At 43.2% G+C, this 22,628-nt stretch carries 23 protein-coding genes and 1 pseudogene; 17 read left to right on the top strand and 7 right to left on the bottom strand.

What is annotated here, in order from left to right; all coding sequences use genetic code 11:
• Positions 1–268 precede the first annotated feature (268 nt).
• From V756_RS0104410 to V756_RS0104450, 9 genes are all read left to right on the top strand, one after another.
• A complete protein-coding gene (locus V756_RS0104410) occupies positions 269–646 on the top strand; it encodes a carboxymuconolactone decarboxylase family protein (protein ID WP_024713607.1) in 378 nt (125 codons plus the stop codon).
• Positions 647–838: 192 nt separating this feature from the next.
• Positions 839–976, top strand: a complete 138-nt coding sequence (locus V756_RS01000000121840) for a YuzK family famiily protein (protein ID WP_032681724.1) — start codon at positions 839–841, stop codon at positions 974–976.
• Positions 977–1,168: 192 nt separating this feature from the next.
• Complete coding sequence (gene sufC / locus V756_RS0104420; RefSeq protein WP_003151872.1) at positions 1,169–1,954, top strand: Fe-S cluster assembly ATPase SufC; 786 nt, start codon at positions 1,169–1,171, stop codon at positions 1,952–1,954.
• Positions 1,955–1,971: 17 nt separating this feature from the next.
• Positions 1,972–3,285: a Fe-S cluster assembly protein SufD gene (sufD, locus tag V756_RS0104425; RefSeq protein WP_024713608.1), complete on the top strand. Its 1,314-nt coding sequence runs from the start codon at positions 1,972–1,974 to the stop codon at positions 3,283–3,285.
• The gene (sufS, locus tag V756_RS0104430; protein WP_024713609.1) at positions 3,285–4,505 is read left to right on the top strand and encodes a cysteine desulfurase SufS; all 1,221 of its coding nucleotides are present in this window, start codon (positions 3,285–3,287) and stop codon (positions 4,503–4,505) included. The genes sufD and sufS overlap by 1 nt, the downstream gene beginning before the upstream one ends.
• Positions 4,495–4,938, top strand: a complete 444-nt coding sequence (sufU, locus tag V756_RS0104435; RefSeq protein WP_024713610.1) for a Fe-S cluster assembly sulfur transfer protein SufU — start codon at positions 4,495–4,497, stop codon at positions 4,936–4,938. The genes sufS and sufU overlap by 11 nt, the downstream gene beginning before the upstream one ends.
• 20 nt (positions 4,939–4,958) lie before the next feature.
• On the top strand, positions 4,959–6,356 hold the full coding sequence (gene sufB, locus V756_RS0104440) for a Fe-S cluster assembly protein SufB (protein WP_024713611.1): 1,398 nt from the start codon (positions 4,959–4,961) through the stop codon (positions 6,354–6,356).
• A 489-nt stretch (positions 6,357–6,845) separates the two neighbouring features.
• The gene (locus V756_RS0104445) at positions 6,846–7,184 is read left to right on the top strand and encodes a nucleotide pyrophosphohydrolase (RefSeq protein ID WP_024713612.1); all 339 of its coding nucleotides are present in this window, start codon (positions 6,846–6,848) and stop codon (positions 7,182–7,184) included.
• Between the two features lie 3 nt (positions 7,185–7,187).
• The gene (locus V756_RS0104450) at positions 7,188–8,942 is read left to right on the top strand and encodes a DUF2075 domain-containing protein (protein WP_024713613.1); all 1,755 of its coding nucleotides are present in this window, start codon (positions 7,188–7,190) and stop codon (positions 8,940–8,942) included.
• 345 nt (positions 8,943–9,287) lie between these two features.
• Here the strand turns inward: V756_RS0104450 and V756_RS0104455 are convergent, their stop codons facing one another.
• Together V756_RS0104455 and V756_RS0104460 are read right to left on the bottom strand one after the other, a co-directional pair.
• On the bottom strand, positions 9,288–9,560 hold the full coding sequence (locus V756_RS0104455; RefSeq protein WP_024713614.1) for a hypothetical protein: 273 nt from the start codon (positions 9,558–9,560) through the stop codon (positions 9,288–9,290).
• The gene (locus V756_RS0104460; RefSeq protein ID WP_024713615.1) at positions 9,560–9,712 is read right to left on the bottom strand and encodes a hypothetical protein; all 153 of its coding nucleotides are present in this window, start codon (positions 9,710–9,712) and stop codon (positions 9,560–9,562) included. The genes V756_RS0104455 and V756_RS0104460 overlap by 1 nt, the downstream gene beginning before the upstream one ends.
• A gap of 158 nt (positions 9,713–9,870) precedes the next feature.
• Between V756_RS0104460 and V756_RS0104465 the strand changes: the two genes are divergently transcribed.
• Together V756_RS0104465 and V756_RS0104470 are read left to right on the top strand one after the other, a co-directional pair.
• A complete protein-coding gene (locus V756_RS0104465) occupies positions 9,871–10,989 on the top strand; it encodes an NAD(P)/FAD-dependent oxidoreductase (RefSeq protein ID WP_024713616.1) in 1,119 nt (372 codons plus the stop codon).
• Positions 10,990–11,090: 101 nt separating this feature from the next.
• Positions 11,091–11,465 (top strand): nucleotide excision repair endonuclease, encoded by a 375-nt coding sequence (locus V756_RS0104470; RefSeq protein ID WP_024713617.1) that lies wholly within the window; start codon positions 11,091–11,093, stop codon positions 11,463–11,465.
• A gap of 38 nt (positions 11,466–11,503) precedes the next feature.
• Here the strand turns inward: V756_RS0104470 and V756_RS0104475 are convergent, their stop codons facing one another.
• Both V756_RS0104475 and V756_RS0104480 read right to left on the bottom strand, forming a co-directional pair.
• The gene (locus tag V756_RS0104475) at positions 11,504–11,776 is read right to left on the bottom strand and encodes a DUF1648 domain-containing protein (protein WP_024713618.1); all 273 of its coding nucleotides are present in this window, start codon (positions 11,774–11,776) and stop codon (positions 11,504–11,506) included.
• A gap of 212 nt (positions 11,777–11,988) precedes the next feature.
• On the bottom strand, positions 11,989–12,915 hold the full coding sequence (locus tag V756_RS0104480; protein WP_024713619.1) for a MerR family transcriptional regulator: 927 nt from the start codon (positions 12,913–12,915) through the stop codon (positions 11,989–11,991).
• Between the two features lie 193 nt (positions 12,916–13,108).
• Here V756_RS0104480 and frlB point away from each other — a divergent pair, with 193 nt between their 5' ends.
• From frlB to V756_RS0104505, 5 genes are all read left to right on the top strand, one after another.
• The gene (gene frlB / locus V756_RS0104485) at positions 13,109–14,095 is read left to right on the top strand and encodes a fructosamine deglycase FrlB (RefSeq protein WP_024713620.1); all 987 of its coding nucleotides are present in this window, start codon (positions 13,109–13,111) and stop codon (positions 14,093–14,095) included.
• 80 nt (positions 14,096–14,175) lie between these two features.
• The gene (locus tag V756_RS0104490; RefSeq protein ID WP_024713621.1) at positions 14,176–15,444 is read left to right on the top strand and encodes an ABC transporter substrate-binding protein; all 1,269 of its coding nucleotides are present in this window, start codon (positions 14,176–14,178) and stop codon (positions 15,442–15,444) included.
• Positions 15,445–15,500: 56 nt separating this feature from the next.
• On the top strand, positions 15,501–16,379 hold the full coding sequence (locus V756_RS0104495; RefSeq protein WP_024713622.1) for a carbohydrate ABC transporter permease: 879 nt from the start codon (positions 15,501–15,503) through the stop codon (positions 16,377–16,379).
• 3 nt (positions 16,380–16,382) lie between these two features.
• Positions 16,383–17,285: a carbohydrate ABC transporter permease gene (locus tag V756_RS0104500; RefSeq protein WP_024713623.1), complete on the top strand. Its 903-nt coding sequence runs from the start codon at positions 16,383–16,385 to the stop codon at positions 17,283–17,285.
• A 13-nt stretch (positions 17,286–17,298) separates the two neighbouring features.
• The gene (locus V756_RS0104505) at positions 17,299–18,153 is read left to right on the top strand and encodes a fructoselysine 6-kinase (RefSeq protein ID WP_024713624.1); all 855 of its coding nucleotides are present in this window, start codon (positions 17,299–17,301) and stop codon (positions 18,151–18,153) included.
• A 24-nt stretch (positions 18,154–18,177) separates the two neighbouring features.
• Here V756_RS0104505 and frlR read toward each other — a convergent pair whose 3' ends face one another.
• Positions 18,178–18,906: a transcriptional regulator FrlR gene (gene frlR, locus V756_RS0104510; protein ID WP_024713625.1), complete on the bottom strand. Its 729-nt coding sequence runs from the start codon at positions 18,904–18,906 to the stop codon at positions 18,178–18,180.
• A gap of 176 nt (positions 18,907–19,082) precedes the next feature.
• Between frlR and V756_RS0104515 the strand changes: the two genes are divergently transcribed.
• Positions 19,083–20,186 (top strand): ABC transporter ATP-binding protein, encoded by a 1,104-nt coding sequence (locus tag V756_RS0104515; RefSeq protein WP_024713626.1) that lies wholly within the window; start codon positions 19,083–19,085, stop codon positions 20,184–20,186.
• A 605-nt stretch (positions 20,187–20,791) separates the two neighbouring features.
• On the opposite strand, the pseudogene V756_RS1000000124280 reads toward V756_RS0104515, so the two are convergent.
• Together V756_RS1000000124280 and pdxR are read right to left on the bottom strand one after the other, a co-directional pair.
• Positions 20,792–20,969: pseudogene (locus tag V756_RS1000000124280) on the bottom strand (transposase); the annotation flags it as partial.
• A 156-nt stretch (positions 20,970–21,125) separates the two neighbouring features.
• Complete coding sequence (gene pdxR / locus V756_RS0104525; protein WP_024713628.1) at positions 21,126–22,607, bottom strand: MocR-like pyridoxine biosynthesis transcription factor PdxR; 1,482 nt, start codon at positions 22,605–22,607, stop codon at positions 21,126–21,128.
• Positions 22,608–22,628 lie beyond the last annotated feature (21 nt).

Raw genomic sequence — 22,628 nt, forward strand, 5'->3', positions numbered from 1 at the left:
GATGAGAAATCCGGGGTTCGATTATTGACAAAGCCCTAAAACTAAGTTTTAGGGCTTTGTTATCTTTTCAGCGTGAATGAAAACCCTTGAAGTCTAGGAAGGCCGAGCATTGGAGCGGAGCGAATGTTTTAATTCGTGAGCACCAACGCGCAGGTCTGACAACGAATGCGAGGGTTTGCTGACACGTTGAAACCCCGGATGAGAAATCCGGGGTTTTTTTCGGGTATTTTCCTAAAAGCTGTTCATAATAAAAAGGAATGTTAAACAGATGGAGGGAATCTCTTTGAATCAAGACAGAGGAAGCATGCAGGACGCGCTAAAACAGTATAAATTAGGTTTAGGCACATTTGAACAAAAGATGCCTCTGATGGGAAGAAAGTATAACGAATTTACTGAACAATGCTTTGCCGGCAATTCTCTGACTGAAAGAGAAAAGCAGCTGATTGCACTCGGAATCGCCATCAATGCCCAAGATGAATATTGCATGATCTATCATACGAAGGGCTGTCTTGATGAGGGAGCAACAGAAGAAAACATTCTCGAAGCGGTCAGTGTGGCAGCGGCATTTGGAGGCGGCGCGGCACTCAGCCAAGGTGTGACAGTTGTTCAGCAGTGCATAGAGGAATTCGGAAACACTACGCATTAAGAGAAGGAATTTTCCGAAAAACCATTCTCATTTGATCTAAAAGGGTGCTTTCGTTCCAACGGCCGTTATTTCAAGCCATATCCTTTTTGCGGCCTCCATCGCAGCGCTGATACAATAGAAGCAAATATGTGAAAGGATTGATTCATTATTTGCAGCAGCCAGGACAGACTGAACCTCGATTATACGTCAGAAATGGAAAAAGCGATGCAGCTGTCTCACGGAATTGGATACGAGGAGTACGGACGCCGGCTGGAAACAAGACTGAAAGTAGAGCGGCAGAGAGAGCTTGATTATGAAAAAAGCAAGCGGATTTCTGCGGGTGCTTATTGAGAAAATCAATCTTTTAAAAAAGGGTGGGAATCCACTCTTTTTCTTTTTCAATCGCTTTAATAAAGTGCCGATCTTTGTTAAACTTGAGGAATGTGCAAGGCACGATAAAAAGTTGTATTTACTTTTCATTTGTTATAAAATTAGAATGAGAATAATTTGAGAATAATGATTATATATTTTGGAGGTATAGATATGGCTGCTTCAACATTAACGATCAAAGATCTTCACGTTGAAATCGAAGGGAAAGAGATCTTAAAGGGTGTAAACCTTGAAATAAAAGGCGGAGAGTTCCACGCGGTAATGGGACCGAACGGGACTGGTAAATCCACTCTGTCAGCTGCTATTATGGGGCATCCTAAATATGAAGTAACAAAAGGCAGCATCACGCTTGACGGTAAAGACGTACTGGAGATGGAAGTGGACGAGCGTGCGCAGGCGGGCTTATTCCTTGCGATGCAGTACCCAAGTGAAATCAGCGGTGTGACAAATGCCGACTTCCTTCGTTCAGCAATCAACGCGCGCAGAGAAGAAGGCGATGAAATTTCTCTTATGAAATTCATCCGCAAAATGGACGAAAACATGGAGTTCCTTGAAATGGACCCTGAAATGGCTCAGCGCTATCTTAACGAAGGCTTCTCAGGCGGGGAGAAAAAACGCAACGAAATCCTTCAGTTAATGATGATTGAACCTAAAATCGCCATCCTTGATGAAATCGACTCAGGTCTTGATATTGACGCTCTGAAAGTTGTATCTAAAGGGATCAACAAAATGCGCAGCGAAAACTTCGGCTGCCTGATGATCACTCACTATCAGCGCCTGTTGAACTACATCACTCCGGACGTTGTCCACGTGATGATGCAAGGCCGCGTTGTCAAATCCGGCGGTGCAGAGCTTGCACAGCGTCTAGAAGCAGAAGGTTATGACTGGATCAAACAAGAACTTGGCATTGAAGACGAAACTGTAGGCCAAGAAGCGTAAGCGTTAGGGGGATTAATATGACACTAGATACAAAACTATCCGTAGATCAGGAGTATCTCAAAAGCTTTTCCGAAAAGCATCAAGAACCTGCCTGGCTGAAAAACCTGCGCTTACAGGCTCTTGAACAAGCTGAGGATTTGCCGATGCCGAAGCCTGATAAAACAAAAATCACAAATTGGAACTTCACGAATTTCGCGAAGCATACAGTTGATAACGAACCGCTTTCTTCATTAGAAGATTTGACTGATGAAGCAAAAGCGCTGATCGATGTGGAAAACGAAGATAAAACATTATACGTACAGCGTGATCAGACGCCGGCTTATCTTTCTCTTTCTCAAGAATTGAAAGACAAGGGTGTTATCTTCACTGATATTTTGACTGCCGCACGCGAGCACAGCGACTTGGTGGAGAAATACTTTATGAAGGACGGCGTGAAGGTTGATGAGCATAAATTAACTGCACTTCACGCGGCTCTTGTTAACGGTGGAGCATTCCTTTATGTTCCGAAAAATGTTCAGGTGGAGACACCGGTTCAAGCTGTTTATGTCCACGAAAGCAATGATACAGCTCTGTTCAACCACGTGCTGATTGTGGCTGAAGACCACAGCTCTGTCACATATGTAGAAAACTACATCAGCACTGTAAACCCGAAAGACGCTGTCTTCAATATTATCAGTGAGGTCATCACAGGTGATAATGCCAGCGTGACATACGGTGCAGTTGATAATCTGTCAAGCGGTGTGACAACGTATGTGAACCGCCGCGGCGCTGCGCGCGGACGCGACAGCAAAATCGAGTGGGCTCTCGGCCTGATGAACGACGGCGACACGATTTCCGAAAACACAACAAACCTTTACGGTGACGGCACATACGGCGATACGAAAACGGTTGTTGTCGGAAGAGGAGAGCAAACAGAAAACTTCACAACACAAATCATCCATTTCGGTAAAGCTTCAGAAGGCTATATCTTGAAGCACGGTGTGATGAAAGATGCCGCTTCTTCTATCTTTAACGGAATCGGCAAAATCGAACATGGCGCTTCTAAAGCGAATGCGGAGCAAGAATCACGTGTGCTGATGCTTAGTGAAAAAGCACGCGGAGACGCAAACCCTATTCTTTTAATTGACGAAGACGATGTAACTGCAGGACATGCGGCATCTGTCGGCCGTGTGGACCCTATTCAGCTTTACTACCTGATGAGCCGCGGAATTGCGAAAGAAGAAGCAGAACGCTTAGTCATCTACGGATTCCTGGCGCCGGTAGTAAATGAACTTCCGATTGAAGGCGTTAAGAAACAATTGGTTTCTGTTATCGAAAGGAAAGTGAAGTAATGAATATCACAGATATTCGTGAACAGTTCCCGATCCTTCATCAGCAAGTGAACGGACATGATCTCGTTTATCTCGACAGCGCGGCGACTTCCCAGAAGCCGCGCGCTGTCATTGAAACACTGGATAAGTATTATAACCAATACAATTCCAATGTTCACCGGGGCGTCCATACACTTGGAACCAGAGCGACAGACGGTTATGAAGGAGCGCGTGAAAAAGTCCGCAAGTTTATTAACGCGAAGTCAATGGCTGAGATTATTTTCACAAAAGGCACGACCACATCACTGAATATGGTGGCGTTAAGCTATGCGCGCGCCAACCTGAAACCGGGTGATGAAGTGGTCATCACCTACATGGAGCATCATGCGAATATCATTCCGTGGCAGCAGGCTGTCAAAGCGACTGGCGCCACATTAAAATATATTCCGCTGCAGAAAGACGGAACGATTTCTTTAGACGACGTCAGAGAAACGGTCACAAGCAACACAAAAATTGTTGCCGTGTCCCATGTATCTAACGTCCTCGGCACGATCAACCCGATTAAAGACATGGCAAAAATCGCTCATGACAACGGGGCTGTTATTGTGGTGGACGGTGCGCAAAGCACGCCTCACATGAAAATTGACGTGCAGGATCTCGATTGCGACTTCTTCGCGCTTTCTTCCCATAAAATGTGCGGGCCCACCGGCGTTGGTGTGCTGTACGGAAAGAAAGCCCTGCTGGAAAACATGGAGCCTGCCGAATTCGGCGGTGAAATGATCGACTTTGTCGGGCTTTATGAATCAACTTGGAAAGAGCTTCCGTGGAAATTCGAAGCGGGTACGCCGATTATTGCAGGAGCAATCGGTCTCGGTGCCGCCATTGATTTTCTCGAAGAAATCGGTCTTGATGAGATTTCCCGCCACGAGCACAAGCTTGCAGCTTATGCGCTTGAGCGCTTCCGCCAGCTTGACGGCGTAACAATTTACGGCCCTGAAGAGCGTGCCGGGCTTGTCACATTTAACCTTGATGATGTTCATCCTCACGATGTGGCAACCGTACTTGATGCGGAAGGAATCGCAGTCAGAGCCGGCCATCATTGCGCGCAGCCGCTGATGAAATGGCTGGATGTAACTGCTACTGCGAGAGCAAGCTTTTATCTGTATAATACAGAGGAAGAGATTGATAAGCTTGTGGAAGCTCTTCAAAAGACAAAGGAGTATTTTACAAATGTCTTTTAATGCAAATTTAGATACATTGTACAGACAGGTGATTATGGATCATTACAAAAACCCGCGCAACAAAGGGGTTTTGAATGACAGCATCGTCGTGGATATGAACAATCCGACATGCGGCGACCGCATCAGACTGACAATGAAGCTTGACGAAGACATCGTGGAAGATGCGAAATTTGAAGGAGAAGGCTGTTCCATTTCAATGGCATCCGCTTCGATGATGACTCAGGCGATTAAAGGGAAAGATATCGAAACAGCCCTATCCATGTCTAAGATTTTCTCGGATATGATGCAAGGGAAAGATTATGATGATTCTATAGATCTCGGGGATATTGAAGCCCTTCAAGGCGTTTCAAAATTCCCAGCCCGTATCAAATGTGCAACCCTGTCATGGAAAGCACTTGAAAAAGGAGTCGCAAAAGAAGAAGGCGGCAATTAAAAGGATTGGAGTGAAAATGGATGGCTAAAAAAATGCCTGATATTGGTGAATACAAGTATGGTTTTCACGACAAAGACGTTTCCATTTTCCGTTCAGAGCGCGGATTGACAAAAGAAATCGTAGAAGAAATTTCTCGCATGAAAGAAGAGCCTCAATGGATGCTTGATTTCCGCTTGAAATCACTTGAGCATTTCTACAATATGCCGATGCCTCAATGGGGCGGAGATTTAAACTCACTGAACTTTGACGAAATTACGTACTACGTAAAACCGTCTGAGCGTTCAGAGCGTTCTTGGGATGAAGTTCCTGAAGAAATTAAGCAAACATTCGACAAGCTCGGTATTCCAGAAGCTGAACAAAAATACCTCGCGGGTGTTTCTGCTCAGTACGAATCTGAGGTTGTATACCACAACATGAAAGAAGACCTTGAAGCGCAAGGCATCGTCTTTAAAGACACTGACAGCGCGCTGAAAGAAAACGAAGATATTTTCCGTGAGCACTGGGCAAAAGTGATCCCGCCGACTGATAACAAGTTTGCGGCGCTTAACTCAGCTGTTTGGTCCGGCGGATCTTTCATCTACGTGCCTAAAGGCGTAAAGGTTGAAACACCGCTTCAAGCTTACTTCCGTATCAACTCTGAAAACATGGGTCAGTTCGAACGTACGCTGATTATCGTTGACGAAGAAGCAAGCGTTCATTACGTGGAAGGCTGTACTGCGCCTGTTTACACAACAAACTCACTTCACAGTGCGGTTGTTGAGATCATCGTCAAAAAAGGCGGCTATTGCCGTTATACAACGATCCAAAACTGGGCAAACAACGTTTACAACCTTGTCACAAAGCGTACGATTTGTGAAGAAAACGCAACAATGGAATGGATCGACGGCAACATCGGTTCTAAACTGACAATGAAATATCCGGCTTGTATCCTAAAAGGCGAAGGCGCGCGCGGTATGACGCTTTCTATCGCTCTTGCGGGTAAAGGCCAGCATCAGGATGCGGGTGCGAAAATGATTCACCTTGCACCAAACACATCATCCACAATCGTATCAAAATCGATTTCAAAACAAGGCGGAAAAGTAACGTACCGCGGAATCGTCCACTTCGGACGCAAAGCGGAAGGCGCCCGCTCTAACATCGAGTGCGATACGCTCATTATGGATAACAAATCAACTTCAGACACCATTCCTTACAATGAAATCTTAAATGATAACATTTCATTGGAGCACGAAGCGAAAGTGTCTAAAGTATCTGAAGAGCAGCTCTTCTACTTGATGAGCCGCGGTATTTCCGAAGAAGAAGCGACTGAAATGATCGTAATGGGCTTCATCGAGCCATTCACAAAAGAACTCCCGATGGAATACGCAGTTGAAATGAACCGTTTGATTAAGTTCGAAATGGAAGGTTCAATAGGATAACTAACGATTAACCCTTGTTTATCAAGGGTTTTTCTTATTTTTGATACGTGCCAAGTTTCTGTCATGCCAACTTTTTGCCAAGCTTTTATTATCTTGACATGTAAGATGCGAATTTTGCAAGTTTATCCTGTTCGATTTTTTTCATTACATGATGGTTTCACTTGTTGTTTTTATGCCCCAATCTTTTCGATACATAAAGCAGGGAAGGGATGCACCTGATATTAAGCACCAAGACAGTGTGTGTCTGAAAGCAGGTAAGTCCCTATATTCGACCCCCGAAGCTTTATGGTAGTTCTGTTCTATTACAGCTATTTAATGTAGCTGCTCTTTATATTGAATTAACGGGGCAGGATAGTTGAAGGAGAAAGGTTTGTAACATAAACTAAATATGTACATAAATATGGAAGGATTGCTAGAAAAAAACCTATATCTGGTTCAATAATTAAGAGATAAGGAAACATTTTCTGGAAGGGATGAAAGGGAATTATTATGAGTGAAACAATGCAGCGGATTAATCAATTTAGAGATGAGCGCAACTGGCGGCAATTTCATAATGAAAAAGATCTGGCCATTTCCATCTCTTTAGAAGCGAATGAATTATTGGAATTATTTCAATGGAAAACACCAGAGGAAACCAAGGGAAATCCTGAGCGACTTAAGGAAGAACTGGCAGATGTGCTGATTTACTCTTATATGATGGCTGATAATCTAGGATTTGATATTGATGAAATCATCGCCGAAAAATTAAATAAAAATGCCCGAAAATATCCAGTTCCCAAAAGCTTTGGTCAAAAAAAGAAATATAATGAACTGGATGAGGTGGATTAAGCAATGGCTAAGTACAAATGTATAACATTGAAAGTGAAAAATGGAGAATTGGATGGTATCGATAGACTTCGTCAGCCTGAACAAAATATCCTTAAAAATGGCAATGTCGTTTATATCTATAAAGGGTCGAAGTCGAAAAAGATTTACATTGGACAAACGAAACAATTTACTGTGCGGAATAAGCAACACTACAATGGTGAAGATAAAAGATTTAATAATGCAGATTTCGACCAAGTGATTATTCTTTGTTCAGTCTATTTAGATGGTGGTACAGCTTTATATGATGTCGAAAGCCAGCTAATCACATACTTTAAGGCGGAGAATTCAAACTCTAGAAAGCAACTGGTTCATTATGACAATGAGGACATTATTAATGGAAATAAGGGTATCAGCGTCAATGCCTACCGAGACCAAGAAAAGGTTGCTTCAGAAGTTGTTTTGCCTTTTTGGGAAAACGAGCTATACCCTAATGGATGGGTAAGCACACCGACTTTAAAGAAGTTGCGCAATGAAGCACTGGTCAAATATAGCCCAATCAAAGTAATAACAGAACAGCAAATGGACATTCTTGATGAGATTGAATCAAATCCTGATATAAGCTTTGTGATTAATGGTGATGCAGGTACTGGCAAAACCGTGCTGCTGACTCATTTGGTCGCTAAGCTGTTGAATGATAAACCTAATCATAGAATAGCAGTTGTTTTGCAGCCTAACTGGATTAAAACGGCAAAGCAAATTTTTAGAGTATATGGAATGAACAACAGTAACCTGACACTTGCTACTTCGACAAAGTTGATTAATGACGATGAAAATTATGATATTGTAATTGTTGACGAATCTCATAAGCTTTCCAGAAAATTTTCAAAGCAAATGGCATCTTTTAATAGTGTGTATAAAGGAAGATTTGCACAGGATGAGAACCACTTAGAGTGCTTAAAAAAATTAGGTCGTCAAATTGTGTTAATGTATGATGTATTGCAAGCTATTCGCCCAGCCAATATGACACGTTCGCAATTTAAGGAAGCAACCATAGATTTTGAAAAGAGATACTTAACAACGCAATTTAGAATTCAAGCTCCAAAAGGCAAGAACTATACATCAGAGGATTTCGTAAATGGCATAAAATATCTTTTGTATAAGGATACAGGTCTATTAGAACAAGAAGAAACGAATTTTAACCCGAATTTTAACAGAGCGGTTTTTCATGATAATGATGCAGATGCTTATTTTGGATATTTTGAAACAGAACCTTTAAAGAATTTGATTGATTGGGTAGAAGAAGACAGAAATTTCAATCCTGAACACATAAACCGCGTGCTAGGTGGATTAGTTGAACCTTGGAAGCAGGCTGATGGCAAAGACCAGTCAATCACTCATTGGCATGAAGGGAATATCAAACGAAGATGGAATTCTACTCAAGAAAATTGGGTTTTTTCAGAGGATGCCGATGCCGAAGATCAGATTGGCTCTGTCTTCGCAGTTCAGGGAATCGATTTGAATAAAGTCGGTGTTTTAATCGGCAATGATCTGCAAGTCGACGCAAAGGGTCGGTTATTCGGCAATCCAGAGAATTTTCATAATGCAAACGGCAAGTTCTCAAAAGACGATGAAAGCCCTAAAAATGCACAAGAGTTTACCTTATTTGTGTTGAACATTTACTATATTTTGATGACTAGAGGAATTGACGGGATTCGTCTGGGATTCTGGAAGAATGAAGCGTTTAAAAAGTATATGAAGGAAATATTGGAGATTAAATAAGTAACTGATACTTTGCATGTTCGAATTTTTACAACTATTAACTAGTATTCTCAGGACTTATCTTTTTTAGGATGGGCTGGGTTATTTGGGCCAAGTCACAATAGCTGTCTTCGACGATACATGCGGTAGCCGCCTTATTCAAATTGTACAGGAGTAATCAATGCATGAAATAACCATATTTCTAAACGATTTATTGGTGAGTTATAATCAAAAATTATAACTGTATTATTTACGATTAATTAAGGTTCAATCGGTTAATTTTTCATAAAAAAGGACGTGACTGGTTTTCAGTTGCGTCCTTTTTGTATGCAGAAGAAAAACCGCAGGCCGAGGGGCGCGCGGTTTTTACTCTTCATTCTCCGGATTGATGACTTGCTTTACAGATGTGCCATTGTGATACCCATTGTTCATCTCTCGTAATCGCGTATAAGCCGTGTCAAATTCCTCTTTTGTCATCTGCTTTGCGGCTAAGGCAGAGCACAAAATGGCAAAGGCGATTGGCATTGTATCAATGTGGATGTCGATATGGACCTCTGAGTTGCCGCTGTTTTTGATCACGGATTCAGTAGCGGGTATCTCTTGAGTGTGTCTGTTGATAGGAATGATGTTTTCGTTCATTACTCTTCCCCGTCTTGTGTCTGAGTCTGAGTCTGTGCCTGATCCTGATCTGTGTTCACGTTGACGACGACACTTGAATTGCCGCTGTTTTGGACTCTTGCGCCTGCCGCATCGCGTCTGTTTTCTTCATTTTCATGATTATTTTCGCTCATGGTATCATCCTTTCTCTATTGATAGTGACAGAATATTCGATAGGAGAGTAAAGAGATTGGACGAACTTCGCGTTTTTTTCATATTGAGGCAATGGGTCGAAGTAAAGCACTCGATTTGGTAAAATGAATAGACATTATAATAGAAAAGGTGTTTTTATATGAAATCGTACATCATCGTCGGCGCAGGGATTCTCGGCGCGTCGACTGCTTACCATCTTGTCAAACGGGGTGCCAGGGTCACGGTGATCGACCGGAAGGAACCTGGACAAGCGACCGATGCGGCGGCCGGAATCGTCTGTCCTTGGCTGTCGCAGCGCCGCAATCAGGATTGGTATCAGCTTGCTAAGGGAGGAGCACGGTACTATACGGATTTAATCCATCAATTGGAAGAGGACGGCGAAACAGATACGGGATACAAGCGTGTCGGTGCGATCAGCATTCATACGGATGCGGTGAAGCTCGATAAGATGGAGGAGCGGGCGTATAAGAGGCGGGAGGACGCGCCGGAAATCGGTGAGATTACCCGCTTGTCCGCGAGTGAAACGAAAAAGCTGTTTCCGATTTTAGCTGATGGCTATGAATCGGTTCATATCAGCGGTGCCGCCCGGGTGAACGGAAGAGCGCTGTGCCGGTCGCTTTTAAGCGCTGCTAAGAAACGAGGCGCAGAGATCATCAAAGGAAACGCGTCCTTGCTTTTTGAAAATGGAACGGTTACCGGTGTGCAAACAGACACACAGCGGTTTGCGGCGGACGCGGTGATTGTGACTGCGGGGGCATGGGCCAATGAGATCATGAAGCCTCTTGGCATTCACTTTCAAGTGTCCTTTCAGAAGGCGCAGATTATGCATTTTGAAAGGACGGATGCGGACACAGGATCATGGCCGGTTGTGATTCCGCCAAACGATCAGTACATTCTTTCATTTGATAACGGCAGGATTGTAGCCGGCGCCACACACGAAAACGATGCCGATCTTGATGATTTGCGTGTGACGGCCGGAGGGCAGCACGAGGTATTGAGCAAAGCGCTAACCGCAGCACCGGGGCTTGCAGACAGTGCTGTGATTGAAGCAAGAGTGGGCTTTAGGCCATTTACACCGGGGTTTCTGCCGGTTGCAGGGGCTGTACCAGGCGTTGGAGGCCTTTTTGCCGCTAATGGTTTAGGCGCCTCGGGATTAACGATGGGGCCGTTCCTGGGTTCAGAGCTCGCAAAGCTCGTTCTCGGAAAGCAGACTGAAATCGACCTTAGCCCGTATGATCCAGCCGGAGCGCTTGCATAATAAGTAAAAGCATAACAAACAAATAGTATAAAGCTGTTCTAGCTTTTCTTTTCTGTCTGTGTTAGCATTAATCTTAATGAAAAAGAGGACGTGAACTTATTTTGATAAAAATTGATATACCCGCACCGAATGTCACCATCACCGAACGACAGCAGTCAGCAAATGAGAACGAGCCGAAAATAAAGGCGATTTACGGCTTCATCGACTTTCACCAGATCCCAAGGGATAAAGGCGGCATTTTTATGTTTTACAACATTCATGACGAGCTGCTGTTTGTTGGGAAAGCGAGAAAGCTAAGACAGAGAATTAAGAAGCATTTTGAAGACAATGTCTCACCGATCAAGCATCATAGAGACGAAGTATATAAAATTGAAGTATGTGTCGTTGATGATCCAATGGAAAGAGAGATTTACGAAACGTATGCGATCAATACCCTTCAGTCGAAATACAACATTGAGAAAGTATTTTATAAATAAGGAAAACCGGAGCCCTCAAGGCTCCGGTTTTATTGTTGTTACAGTGCCAGCCACAGCACCGCGATGTGTACGATCAGCAGAAAGTATACAACGAGGAATAACTGGACGACCCGTTTTCTGAATAACATACAGACAACCATAAGCACGGGAAAAATCAGAACGCCGGCCGTTTTATTGATAGCTGTATTCGGACGGTTCGACACGTCATAGTGAATGGCCATATCAGCAGGAAGCAACGGATAAAACACAATCGACAGAATAAAGGCGAGAGCCACCGCTCCCCACAGCACCTTATCATTCATCAAAAACATATGAACACTCCTTTTTTACATATAATAGTATTTTAGTGTAAAAAAGTTTATTTTTCAGTGTTTTTCTAATGCTGTCGCTTATGAGTATGTGTAAACGCGGCAGCCGCCGAAGAAGATTTTGATTTAGGCAAAGAGCAGCTCATCGCTAATGTCGTGGACCGCATTAATGCGCAGCACTGAAGCTGAAGGAAGAAACGCTAATGAAATCGGCCTTAGCGTTTTTTTATTTGCAGCATCTCTTTTAAATATGCCTCTGAATCAAAGCCGAGCTCCTTGTCGGCTTCTTTTTTCAGTTCAAGCTGAAGTCGCACGTATTTGTCATATGTCGGACTGAGCTTTTGAAGGAGATTGCTGAAAGGCGAACCCGCCTTAAGCGCCGGCAGATCAGAAGCGGATTCCCCGACCTTGATCAGGTTTTCTCTGTATTCTTCATCTGTCTGCACTCTTTTTACGAGCTGAATGATTGTGTTTTTATGAGTGTCCCAAGTAGCGGGGTCTCTCTCCAACATCCGCTCGATGAATTGGTCATGCTGGGCTTTGTGCTGCTGGAGCTGAGCAGGATCCTCCCTGCCGACCAGCTGCATAATCGGGTGTGCGGCCGGCACTTCTTCCATATCATCCAATACTTTAATAAGCTCCGCCCATGTCGTTTTTTTCTCATCTGTATCAATAGAAAAGTCGAGGAACGGTTCAAACAGCGCGGCGATAAATTTTCCGAAATCTCCCGGGAACAGTTTTTTCAGCTGAAGCCCCATATACTTCGGTTCGTCTATTTGGACTTCGCCGATGTCATGTAAAATGGAATCGACATTTTCTGCACCCTCCACGCGTTTGAGCAGCAGTTCGGTGAGTTTCCGTTCCTGCTCAAGCCCTTCAATCTGCCGGCTGAGCTTTTGATGCTGCTGCTGCAGTATCTCATGCAGGCTGCTGCCCTCTAAGAGGAACGCTTTAATATCGCTTACGGATAGTGCCAGCATTCGGAGGGCGGCAATCATTTTCAGTGTATTTACGTCCTTTGCGGAATACTCACGGTATCCGTTATCAGGGTTTTTGCTGACAGTAATTAAACCTTCCTGCTCATAATATTTGATGGCTTTTTTCGTGAGACCCGTCTGCCGGGCAGCTTCTTTTATATTCATTCTGTATCACTCCCTGCTTTTCATTCTAAACGTGTCTCTAAGGGGCAGGTCAAGAGAGTGTGGGAATTAAGACGATCTCGTTTTACATTTTAGAAATTTCTGAAAATAATATTGACAATCATCGCTGCGGACCTTAATATAACAATATATAATGTTATATAACGTTATATAATAAAAATAAGGAGTGAAGGATTTGAGTCAGGCTACAGCAAAAGTAAATCGCGAGGTTCAAGCTTTCTTGCAGGATTTGAAAGGGAAAACCATTGACCATGTATTCTTTGTCGCATGCGGAGGGTCTTCGGCCATTATGTATCCGAGTAAATATGTGTTTGACAGGGAGTCAAAATCAATCAGCTCAGACCTTTACAGCGCCAACGAATTTATCCAGCGCAACCCTGTTCAGCTTGGTGAAAAGTCGCTTGTTATTTTGTGCTCGCATTCGGGAAATACCCCGGAAACAGTTAAAGCTGCTTCGTTTGCGAGGGGCAAAGGCGCACTTACGATTGCGATGACGTATAAACCGGAGTCTCCTTTAGCACAGGAAGGGCAATATGTTGCCCAGTATGATTGGGGTGATGAGGCGCTTGCGATCAATACGAACTATGGCGTACTGTATCAAATCGTTTTCGGCATCCTGCAAGTTTTAGAAAACAACACGAAATTTGAGCAGGCCATTGAAGGCTTAGACCAACTACAGGCTGTGTATGAAGAAGCCCTTAAGCAGGAAGCTGACAACGCAAAGCAATTTGCAAAAGCTCATGAAAAAGAAAGCATCATTTACACAATGGCAAGCGGTGCAAACTACGGTGTCGCTTACTCCTACAGCATCTGCATTCTCATGGAAATGCAATGGATTCATTCCCACGCCATTCATGCCGGAGAATATTTTCACGGACCGTTCGAAATCATTGATGAATCCGTGCCGTTTATTATCCTGCTCGGCTTAGACGAAACAAGACCTCTTGAAGAGCGGGCGCTTACCTTCTCGAAAAAGTATGGCAAAAAACTCACTGTGCTTGATGCCGCATCTTACGATTTCACTGCAATTGACGATTCAGTTAAAGGCTACCTTGCCCCGCTCGTTCTTAACCGTGTGCTGAGACGCTATGCGGACGAGCTGGCAGAGGCGAGAAATCATCCTTTATCGCATAGAAGATATATGTGGAAAGTTGAATATTGATCTGAAAACGAGGAACCATTATGCATTAGACTATAATGTTATATAACATTATAGTCTAATGTCCAGAGGAGGCCAACCCTTTGAAGAAAATGTTGTTGTTTTTGATCATTGCAGCTGTCAGTATGCTCACCATTGCGGGCTGTTCGAGCCAGAGCAGTTCAGCGGATGGAAAGGTGACATTGAAATTGTTCCACAGATGGCCGAAGGAGCCGGAAAAAAGTTATTTTGAAGCGGTTGTGAAGGAATTTGAAAAAGAGCATCCGGATATCGACATTCAAATTGAAGCCGTTTTGAATGATTCCTATAAAGACAAAATTAAGGTTATGCTGGGAACCACCAGCCCTCCAGACATTTACTTCTCTTGGAGCGACGAGTTTGCTTTTAAATTCATCAGAGGGAATAAAGCACTTGATCTCTCATCCTACTACAAAGATGATACAGATTGGTCATCACAGCTCGTTCAATCGCAAATTACACCATTTACTTATGAAAACAAACAATATGGCGTGCCGTGGCAAATGGACGCTAAATCATTCTTCTATAATAAAGACATTTTTCAAAAGCTGAACCTTGCTCCGCCGAAGACATGGGATGAATTAATCGATGTGTCAAAGAAGCTGAAAGAAAATGGCTACACACCGATCAGCTTTGGAACAAAGGCGACTTGGACAATCTCGCACTATATCGGCACGCTCAATCAGCGGATGGTCGATGAAAAAACCCGGGAAAAGGACTATAACGCCAAAACGGGTGAATTTACCGATGAAGGCTATGTAAAAGCACTTGAAAAGCTTCAGGAGCTGATGCCTTACTTCAATAAACATGTAAACTCCGTCGACCACGAATATGTAAGACAGCAATTTAAGAGCGGAAAGTCGGCGATGATCTATGCGGAAACAGCGGAAATCAAGCTGGTTGAACCGGTGAATCTGGGGATGTTCCCATTCCCTGAAATCAGCGGGCAAAAAGGATCTTCAGAAGCGTTAACGGGAGCGCCGGAAGGGTTCATGATCTCCTCAAAAACAAAACATCCAAAGGAAGCGATGGAATTTTTGCAGTTTCTGACGTCGAAAAAAATGGGTGAAAAGCTCGTCAAAGATGTCGGAAAATACAGTGCGGTGCAAGGAACGGCAACTGAAGAAAACTCTACAGCCGTCCAGCGTGAAGCCGTTCAGCATATTGTTGATGCCAAATCAATGGTTCCGTGGTTTGATATGGATGTCGATGTTGAAGTCGCAGATGCGTACTTGACGAGCGTCCAGCAAATGCTTGGCGGCGACATGACACCGGAGCAGGTGATGAAGGCCGTTCAAAAAGCAGCGAAGCAAGTGAGGGCGCAAGCTGAATAAATCAAAGAAAAGGTGAAGCTTGCACCTTTTCTTTTGAAAAAGGAGATGAGATATCCTTGGTCAATCAGAATAAAATAACCCCCTATTTGTTTTTGGTGCCCGCTCTCGTTTTTTTACTTTTCGTTTATATCCCGATTTTTGAGAATGTCTTCCTCAGCTTGTTTCAGTGGAGCTCTTTTTCTCCCGAAAAAACGTTTATCGGCTTGAAAAACTATGTGGAACTGTTTCACGATCCTGTCTTCTACCAGGCGCTTTCCAATAATGTGCTTTACGCCGTGATCTCCATTGTATGCCAGGTATTTGGCGGTTTGATTTTGGCGGCGGTGCTTGAGGATAAGCTGGTCAGAAAATGGTCGCCGTTTTTTCGCATCGTTTTCTTTTTGCCGGTCGTCATCTCTATGACGGTGATCGCGCTTTTGTTTGATTTTATTTACAACCCTGAGACGGGGCTTTTGAATCAGCTGCTTCAAGCGGTAGGTCTTGATCAGCTGACGAGGGCTTGGCTTGGGGAGGACAGCACGGCTATGCTTTCTGTTATTTTTGTGTCCCAATGGCAATCTGTCGGTTATATTGCGATGCTGTACATTGTGTCAATTCAAAAAATACCGGATGAACTGTATGAAGCGGCCCGGCTTGACGGCGCGGGGAAAATTCAGCAGTTTTTTCACATTACCGTTCCCCAGACGAAAGAGATATCATTTGTTGCGGTCGTCATGACGCTGACCGGCGCATTTACGGTATTTAATGAGCCGTACATCTTGACAGGCGGCGGGCCGGGCAACGCTTCAGAAGTTTTAAGCACGTTTTTATATAAAAGCGCCTTTACAAAGGATATGATGGGCTATGCCTCAGCGATTGCTACCGTTGTGTTAATCATTACCCTCGCATTGTCGCTCATGCAAATGAAGTTTTTCAAAACCGGAAAGGAGGAGTAACAGATGCTGCCTCAGAAGAAGACAGATTCGTTCAGACTGGAGCCTGTGCCTGACCGGCACATTGAGGAGAAAAGAAAGCCTATCCGAAAATGGTACATTGGAGAAACGTCTGTGTGGCTGTTTCTGTTTCTTTATCTGATTGCGATCGCCTATCCGCTTCTATGGATGGTGATGAGCGCTTTTAAAAACTCAGATGATATTTTTGAGCACAGCTGGTCGCTGCCGTCTTCGTGGCATCCGGAGAACTTTGTGTCCGCCTGGAATCAGGGGATTTCTTCTTATTTTATGAACAGTGTCATTGTCACGGCGCTGACGTGTGTGATCACTGTCTTTATCAGTGCATGGGCGGCGTATGGACTTTCCCGGTTTGAGTTTAAAGGAAAAGGATTCTTTTTGGTGCTTTGTCTTGGCGGATTGATGCTGACGCCGCAGGTCAGTCTTGTGCCGCTTTATTCTATTATTCAGTCGCTTGGCTTGTACAATACGTATTGGGCGTTGATATTGCCGTATGCGGCTTACCGGATTCCATTCACCATCATTTTGATCCGCTCTTATTTTCTTTCTATTTCCAAAGAATTGGAGGAGGCGGCTTATTTAGATGGGTGTACGAGTTTCGGAGTATTTTTCAGAATTTTCTTACCAATGAGTGTGCCGATTCTGGTAACCTCCGGCATTTTGACGGCTTACCATACGTGGAATGAGTTTATGTTTGCGATTATTTTCATAGATGATGAGAATTTGCGGACCATTCCAGCCGGACTGATGCAGTTCAGAGACGCGCTGCAGACAGATTGGGGCGTCCTGCTGGCGGGATTAACGATTTCAGCCGCGCCGATTATTATTCTATTTTTATTGATGCAGAAATACTTTGTCCGCGGGATTGCAAGCGGAAGTGTAAAAGGATAAAGGAGGAAGCGAAATGAAATTGATAGCGGTTGGAGATAACGTTGTCGATTACTATCAGGACCAAGAAACGTTCTATCCGGGAGGAAATGCCTTGAATGTCGCTGTGCTCGCCAAGCGGCTCGGGCATGAGGCTTCATATATCGGAATCGTCGGCAATGACGAAGCAGCGGCACATCTTTTGAACGTACTGAAATTGGAGCAGGTTAATGCTGAGTATATCCGCCAAGCGCACGGAGAAAACGGGATGGCCATTGTCACCCTTGATGAACAAGGGGATCGTATTTTTGTCAGATCAAATAAAGGCGGTATTCAGTCCCGGCTCCGCCTCGTGTTTCAGGAGAAAGATCTGGCCTTTATCAGCGGGCATGATCTGCTGCATACGAGTGTGTACAGCCGGCTTGAAAACGATCTTCCGCAGTTGTGCGGGCTGATCCCGGTCTCCTTTGATTTTTCAACTAATCGGGAGGATGATTATTTGAGGAAGGTCTGTCCTTATGTGACGTATGCGTTTTTTTCAGGAAGCGATCTGAACGAGTCGGAGTGCGGCGAGCTTGCTGAAAAAGCTCATGGGTATGGAGCGAAATTCGTTTGTCTGACTCGCGGGGGCGAGGGAGCAATCCTGTCTGCGGGTGACCGAATCTATCATCAGCCGATTGTGGAAACTGATATAATAGACACACTTGGAGCGGGAGATTCTTTTATAGCTGGTTTTCTGACTGCCTTTTGTGGGAAGCAGGACATAATGTCCGCTTTGCGCCAAGCGGCGGAAACGGCTGCGAAAACATGCGGCGTGTACGGGGCTTTCGGCTATGGCCATCCTTTTCGTTTTGAGGACGGGGGAAGCAGTGAAAAAACGAGAATACTATAAGCAGTGTCTCGTTTTTTATACCTGTTATGTGTAGGGACTGTTGATGGTAAAAGTGACACGGTTTGTGTGCATCAAAAACAGTGAGCAGTAGATTGGCTGGTCATTTGATGTAAAAGCCGTTTTATCAATTTCAAACAGTGCGTCCCCGATATCGCAATCCAGGTATTTGCTTTCCTCCTGCTGGGCATATACGACATTTAATAGCTTCGTATTGTGAGTCGGAACAACTTGGTATTGCTGTCTTAAAATATCATGCATAGACACGCCGTCAGCAATAAAGGTATCAATAGCGGGAAACAAATCCAGCGGATAATGTGTCACTTCAAAGGTGAGCGGCTGATCATCATTATATAAAATCCGTTTTAATTCAACGACAGGGCACTCGGGATTGATTTGCAGTTTTTCGGCAATGGGTTTTGCCGCCGGAATGATCTCATGAGACAGCACACGATGCTTCGGTTTTTTGCCGGTTGATTCCATAAACTCCGAGTAGCCGTTTACTGCGATCAGCTCTCGTTTTAATTTGGGGCTTTTAACGAACGTTCCTTTTCCCTGCTGCCTGATCAGATAGCCTTCTTCAACTAAATCGAGAATGGCTTTTCTGACGGTAATGCGGCTGACATTATACTTGCTGCAAAGCTCGTTTTCGGTAGGCAGTTTGGCGGTTGGGGAATACACGCCCTTTTTGATGTCATCAGTGATGATTTGTTTTAGCTGAATGTATAAAGGTGTAGAACTTCCGTTGTTTAACAAAGGGTAGCCTCCTTTTAACCTATTATTCATATTATAATGTATTATGACGTTATAATACAAATTTACATTTTATTTTAGAAATATAGCAAAAATGGGAATCGATTACTCTAAAAATAACAGAAAGACCGAGTTGTTTCCAGTGACGAAATAACAGATCAAAAGATAGGGGGATTCTGATGGCTTCATTAACATTTGAACATGTCAAAAAATCATATCACTCACAATTAACGGTGAAGGACTTTGATTTAGATGTAAAGGATAAGGAGCTTTTGGTGCTGGTGGGGCCGTCAGGATGCGGAAAATCGACCACGCTGCGGATGGTGGCGGGACTGGAAAGCATTTCTGAAGGAACCCTTCTTATTGATGGGGAGCGAGTCAATGATCTCCCCCCGAAAGAACGTGACATCGCGATGGTATTCCAAAACTATGCGCTTTATCCGCATATGACGGTTTTTGATAATATGGCGTTTGGATTAAAGCTCAGAAAGATGTCGAAACAGGAAATCACCGAGCGGGTTCAAGCGGCAGCTCGAATTTTAGAGATTGAGCATTTGCTGAAGAGAAAACCAAAGGCGCTCTCCGGCGGGCAGCGGCAAAGGGTGGCGCTTGGCAGATCGATTGTGAGGGAGCCAAAGGTCTTTTTAATGGACGAGCCGCTTTCCAATCTGGACGCGAAGCTGAGAGTGGCGATGCGGACAGAAATCAGCAAGCTGCACCAGCGTTTAGAGGCCACCATTATTTATGTCACGCATGACCAGACCGAGGCGATGACAATGGGTGATCGGATTGTCGTGATGAATGAAGGGGAAATCCAGCAGGTGGCGAAGCCTCATGACATTTATCATTACCCGGCAAATCTGTTTGTCGCAGGCTTCATTGGCTCACCCGGAATGAACTTTTTGAAAGGCATGATTGAAGAGCAGCATGGCGAGCTGTTTTTCACAACTCCTTCGATCCGGCTTCATATTCCTGAAGGAAAAGCGAAGCGGCTGAAGGAGAAGGGATACGCCGGAGAACAGATGATTGCAGGCGTCCGGCCGGAGCATATCACACAATTAACGGGAAATGATCAGCTGTTTGATTCAGCGTGTAAAGCGAAGGTGGAAGTCAATGAAAATCTGGGATCAGAGCTGATTGTCCATGTCACAAGCGGGGACGAGCGCCTCAAGGTCCGCCTGGACGGAAACACGCGAATCGCCGCAGGCGATTCGGTCCAGCTGGCAGTGAAAATGAATCACATCGTCTTTTTCGATGCGGAGACGGAAGAGGCTGTGTATTAGGAAAAGTGCTCCTGAAAAGGCATCTTCAGCTTGAGCAAATTGCAGAAAAGCATCATAAAACAATTTCTAAGTGATCCTACGCTGGCATATCTAGCCCGGTGCTGTCTCTATTCCAAAATCAGCACCGCTAGACAGCCTGCTTGTAAATATCTCTGAAGAAAACGACATGAAGATCATCATTCGCTTACCCGCCCGGACGTACCCATAAACGGTTAAGAGCATGAAGAGTTTTAAGAGAAGAAATCCTTAATAAAGGACGTGGTACAGCGGCCGTCCTTTTCAGCAAATTAATTATCCCGTAATCACAGCTGCCCTGCTGATTTTAAGTCTTTCACTTGCCGTTACATTAAACGGAGCGACACGGTTTCACCATCCTTATAGAGTCAGACTGTTTTAAAAAAGACCCCATCAGGTCTTTTTTTGTGTTTTTCCCAAATCATTTCCTTTACAGGATTGACGTTACATCTTTAAATGCATATAATCATATAAAAATAGTGGGTATTTAATCTGTGAAGGAAGGTGGCCATTCTGATGAAGCGAAAAAGAGTCTGCACTCTCATCATCATAGCTGCTTTTTTAAGCCTCACTGCATGTACAGCCAATGAAACAAGCGGATCGAGTGAGGGGCGGCCTTTGTTTTCGCTGTAATAAGGTTTCACCTTTTCAAGATGAAGAGAAGTCTATGTGTTTATCAATTTTACGAAGCAGATGATCCTCTTCGACGAGTTGGTCAAGCAGAACAAATTCGGCTCTGTTTTGAGAAGAGTTTCTTGTGTGGAACATGAGAAAGACACCGTCCTTTTTAGTCTTTCTTTTATTTTATTACAGGAGATGGATATTTTAAGGAAAAATAAAGGCTGTCGAGATTTTCTCGACAGCCTGAGTGAACATTTTTAATATTCACTCTTTTTTTGATAATAGGTTACTAAAATATCTATTTTATAATATTAGTCGACTATTCTCTGGAGGAGTAACTGATAAAAATTCTTTTAAGATTCTACATAATTCTATAATTCCTGTCTCTAAAACATTATCGTTTAGATATGAAAAGCTTAATCTTAAATGATTTGTTTCTGGTTCACCAGAAAAACATACAAAACCTGGTAGAAAAGATAGGTTTTTCTTTTGACATTCTAATAATAACTGTTTGGTATCCCACTTTTCAGGAATGGATATCCAAATATTTAATCCTCCTTTTGGTTCTATCCACTCAACACCTTCAGGCATATGTTTCTTTAACAACTTAATTACTAAATCTCTTCTTATTTTTAATGCAGTTCTTAATTTTTTTATATGATCTTCCATTCTTTTAGATTGAAAGAGTGGATATAAAGCTTTTTGTGTTAATAAAGGACTTCCAAGGTCAGCATTCATTTTTGATGATACCAAACGATTAAAAATAGTCCCATCTGCAGTTAGTAATCCTATTCTACAACCAGGAATTAGTGTTTTACTTAATCCTTTTAAATATATAACATTCCCCTTAGTATCCAAACTTTTAATTGGATTTGGTGGTTTTTCATTGTAATAAATTTCACTCCAAGGATCATCTTCAATAATTATTATTTGAAATTCTTGAGCAATTGTTAACAGTTGTTCTCTTCTATCGTTACTAAGAACTATTCCTGTGGGATTGTGGAAATTAGGGATTGTATATATTAATTTAGGATTTTTTGTTTCACATAGTTTAATTAATATGTCTGTTCTTATTCCATTTTTATCTATTGGAACGGGTAAAATTGAGGCTCCTCGCGAACGGAATATGTCTAATGCTGCTGGATAAGTAGGCGCTTCTGCTATAACTACATCTCCTGGACCAATAAATGTCCTTGCTACTAAGTCTATTCCCTGTTGTGTACCGTTTGTAACTAAAATATCCTTTTCGCTAACATTAATTTTTTGTTTCTTTAAAACTCGTTTCATAGCTATTCTTAAATCTAAGTCTCCCTGAATCGGTCCATATTCTGATAAGATAAGAGGATTTTTTTCTAACATTATATGAATCTCGTTTTCTAGATATCTATTTGGCAAGAGAGAGGGAGCAATAGCTGCTAATGAAAATTGTAAACTATGATCTGACGAATTGTAATGTGTATCAAAATGTGTTCTTGGAAGATAATCTTGTATTGAAAGTTGCCACTTGTATGGACTCCCCATGTTTTTTGATTTTTCACACTTTATGGAATGCGATTTAACAAAAGTTCCTTTTCCTTGTACTCTTTTGACAAGGTTATTTTGTTCAAGTAGATCATAAGCTTTCACAACTGTAAGAAAACTCACCTCTAAATTTTTGGACATTTCCCTAATTGAAGGTAGACACTCCTCCTCATTTAATATCCCTGACCGTATTCTGTCGGATAGATTTTCGTATATTTGTTGGACAAGGGATATTCTGCTATTTCTGTTCAATTCAATTTTCAAATTTAATTCCTCCGTAAAACC

This window comes from Bacillus tequilensis KCTC 13622, assembly GCF_000507145.1.
GTDB lineage: Bacteria > Bacillota > Bacilli > Bacillales > Bacillaceae > Bacillus > Bacillus tequilensis.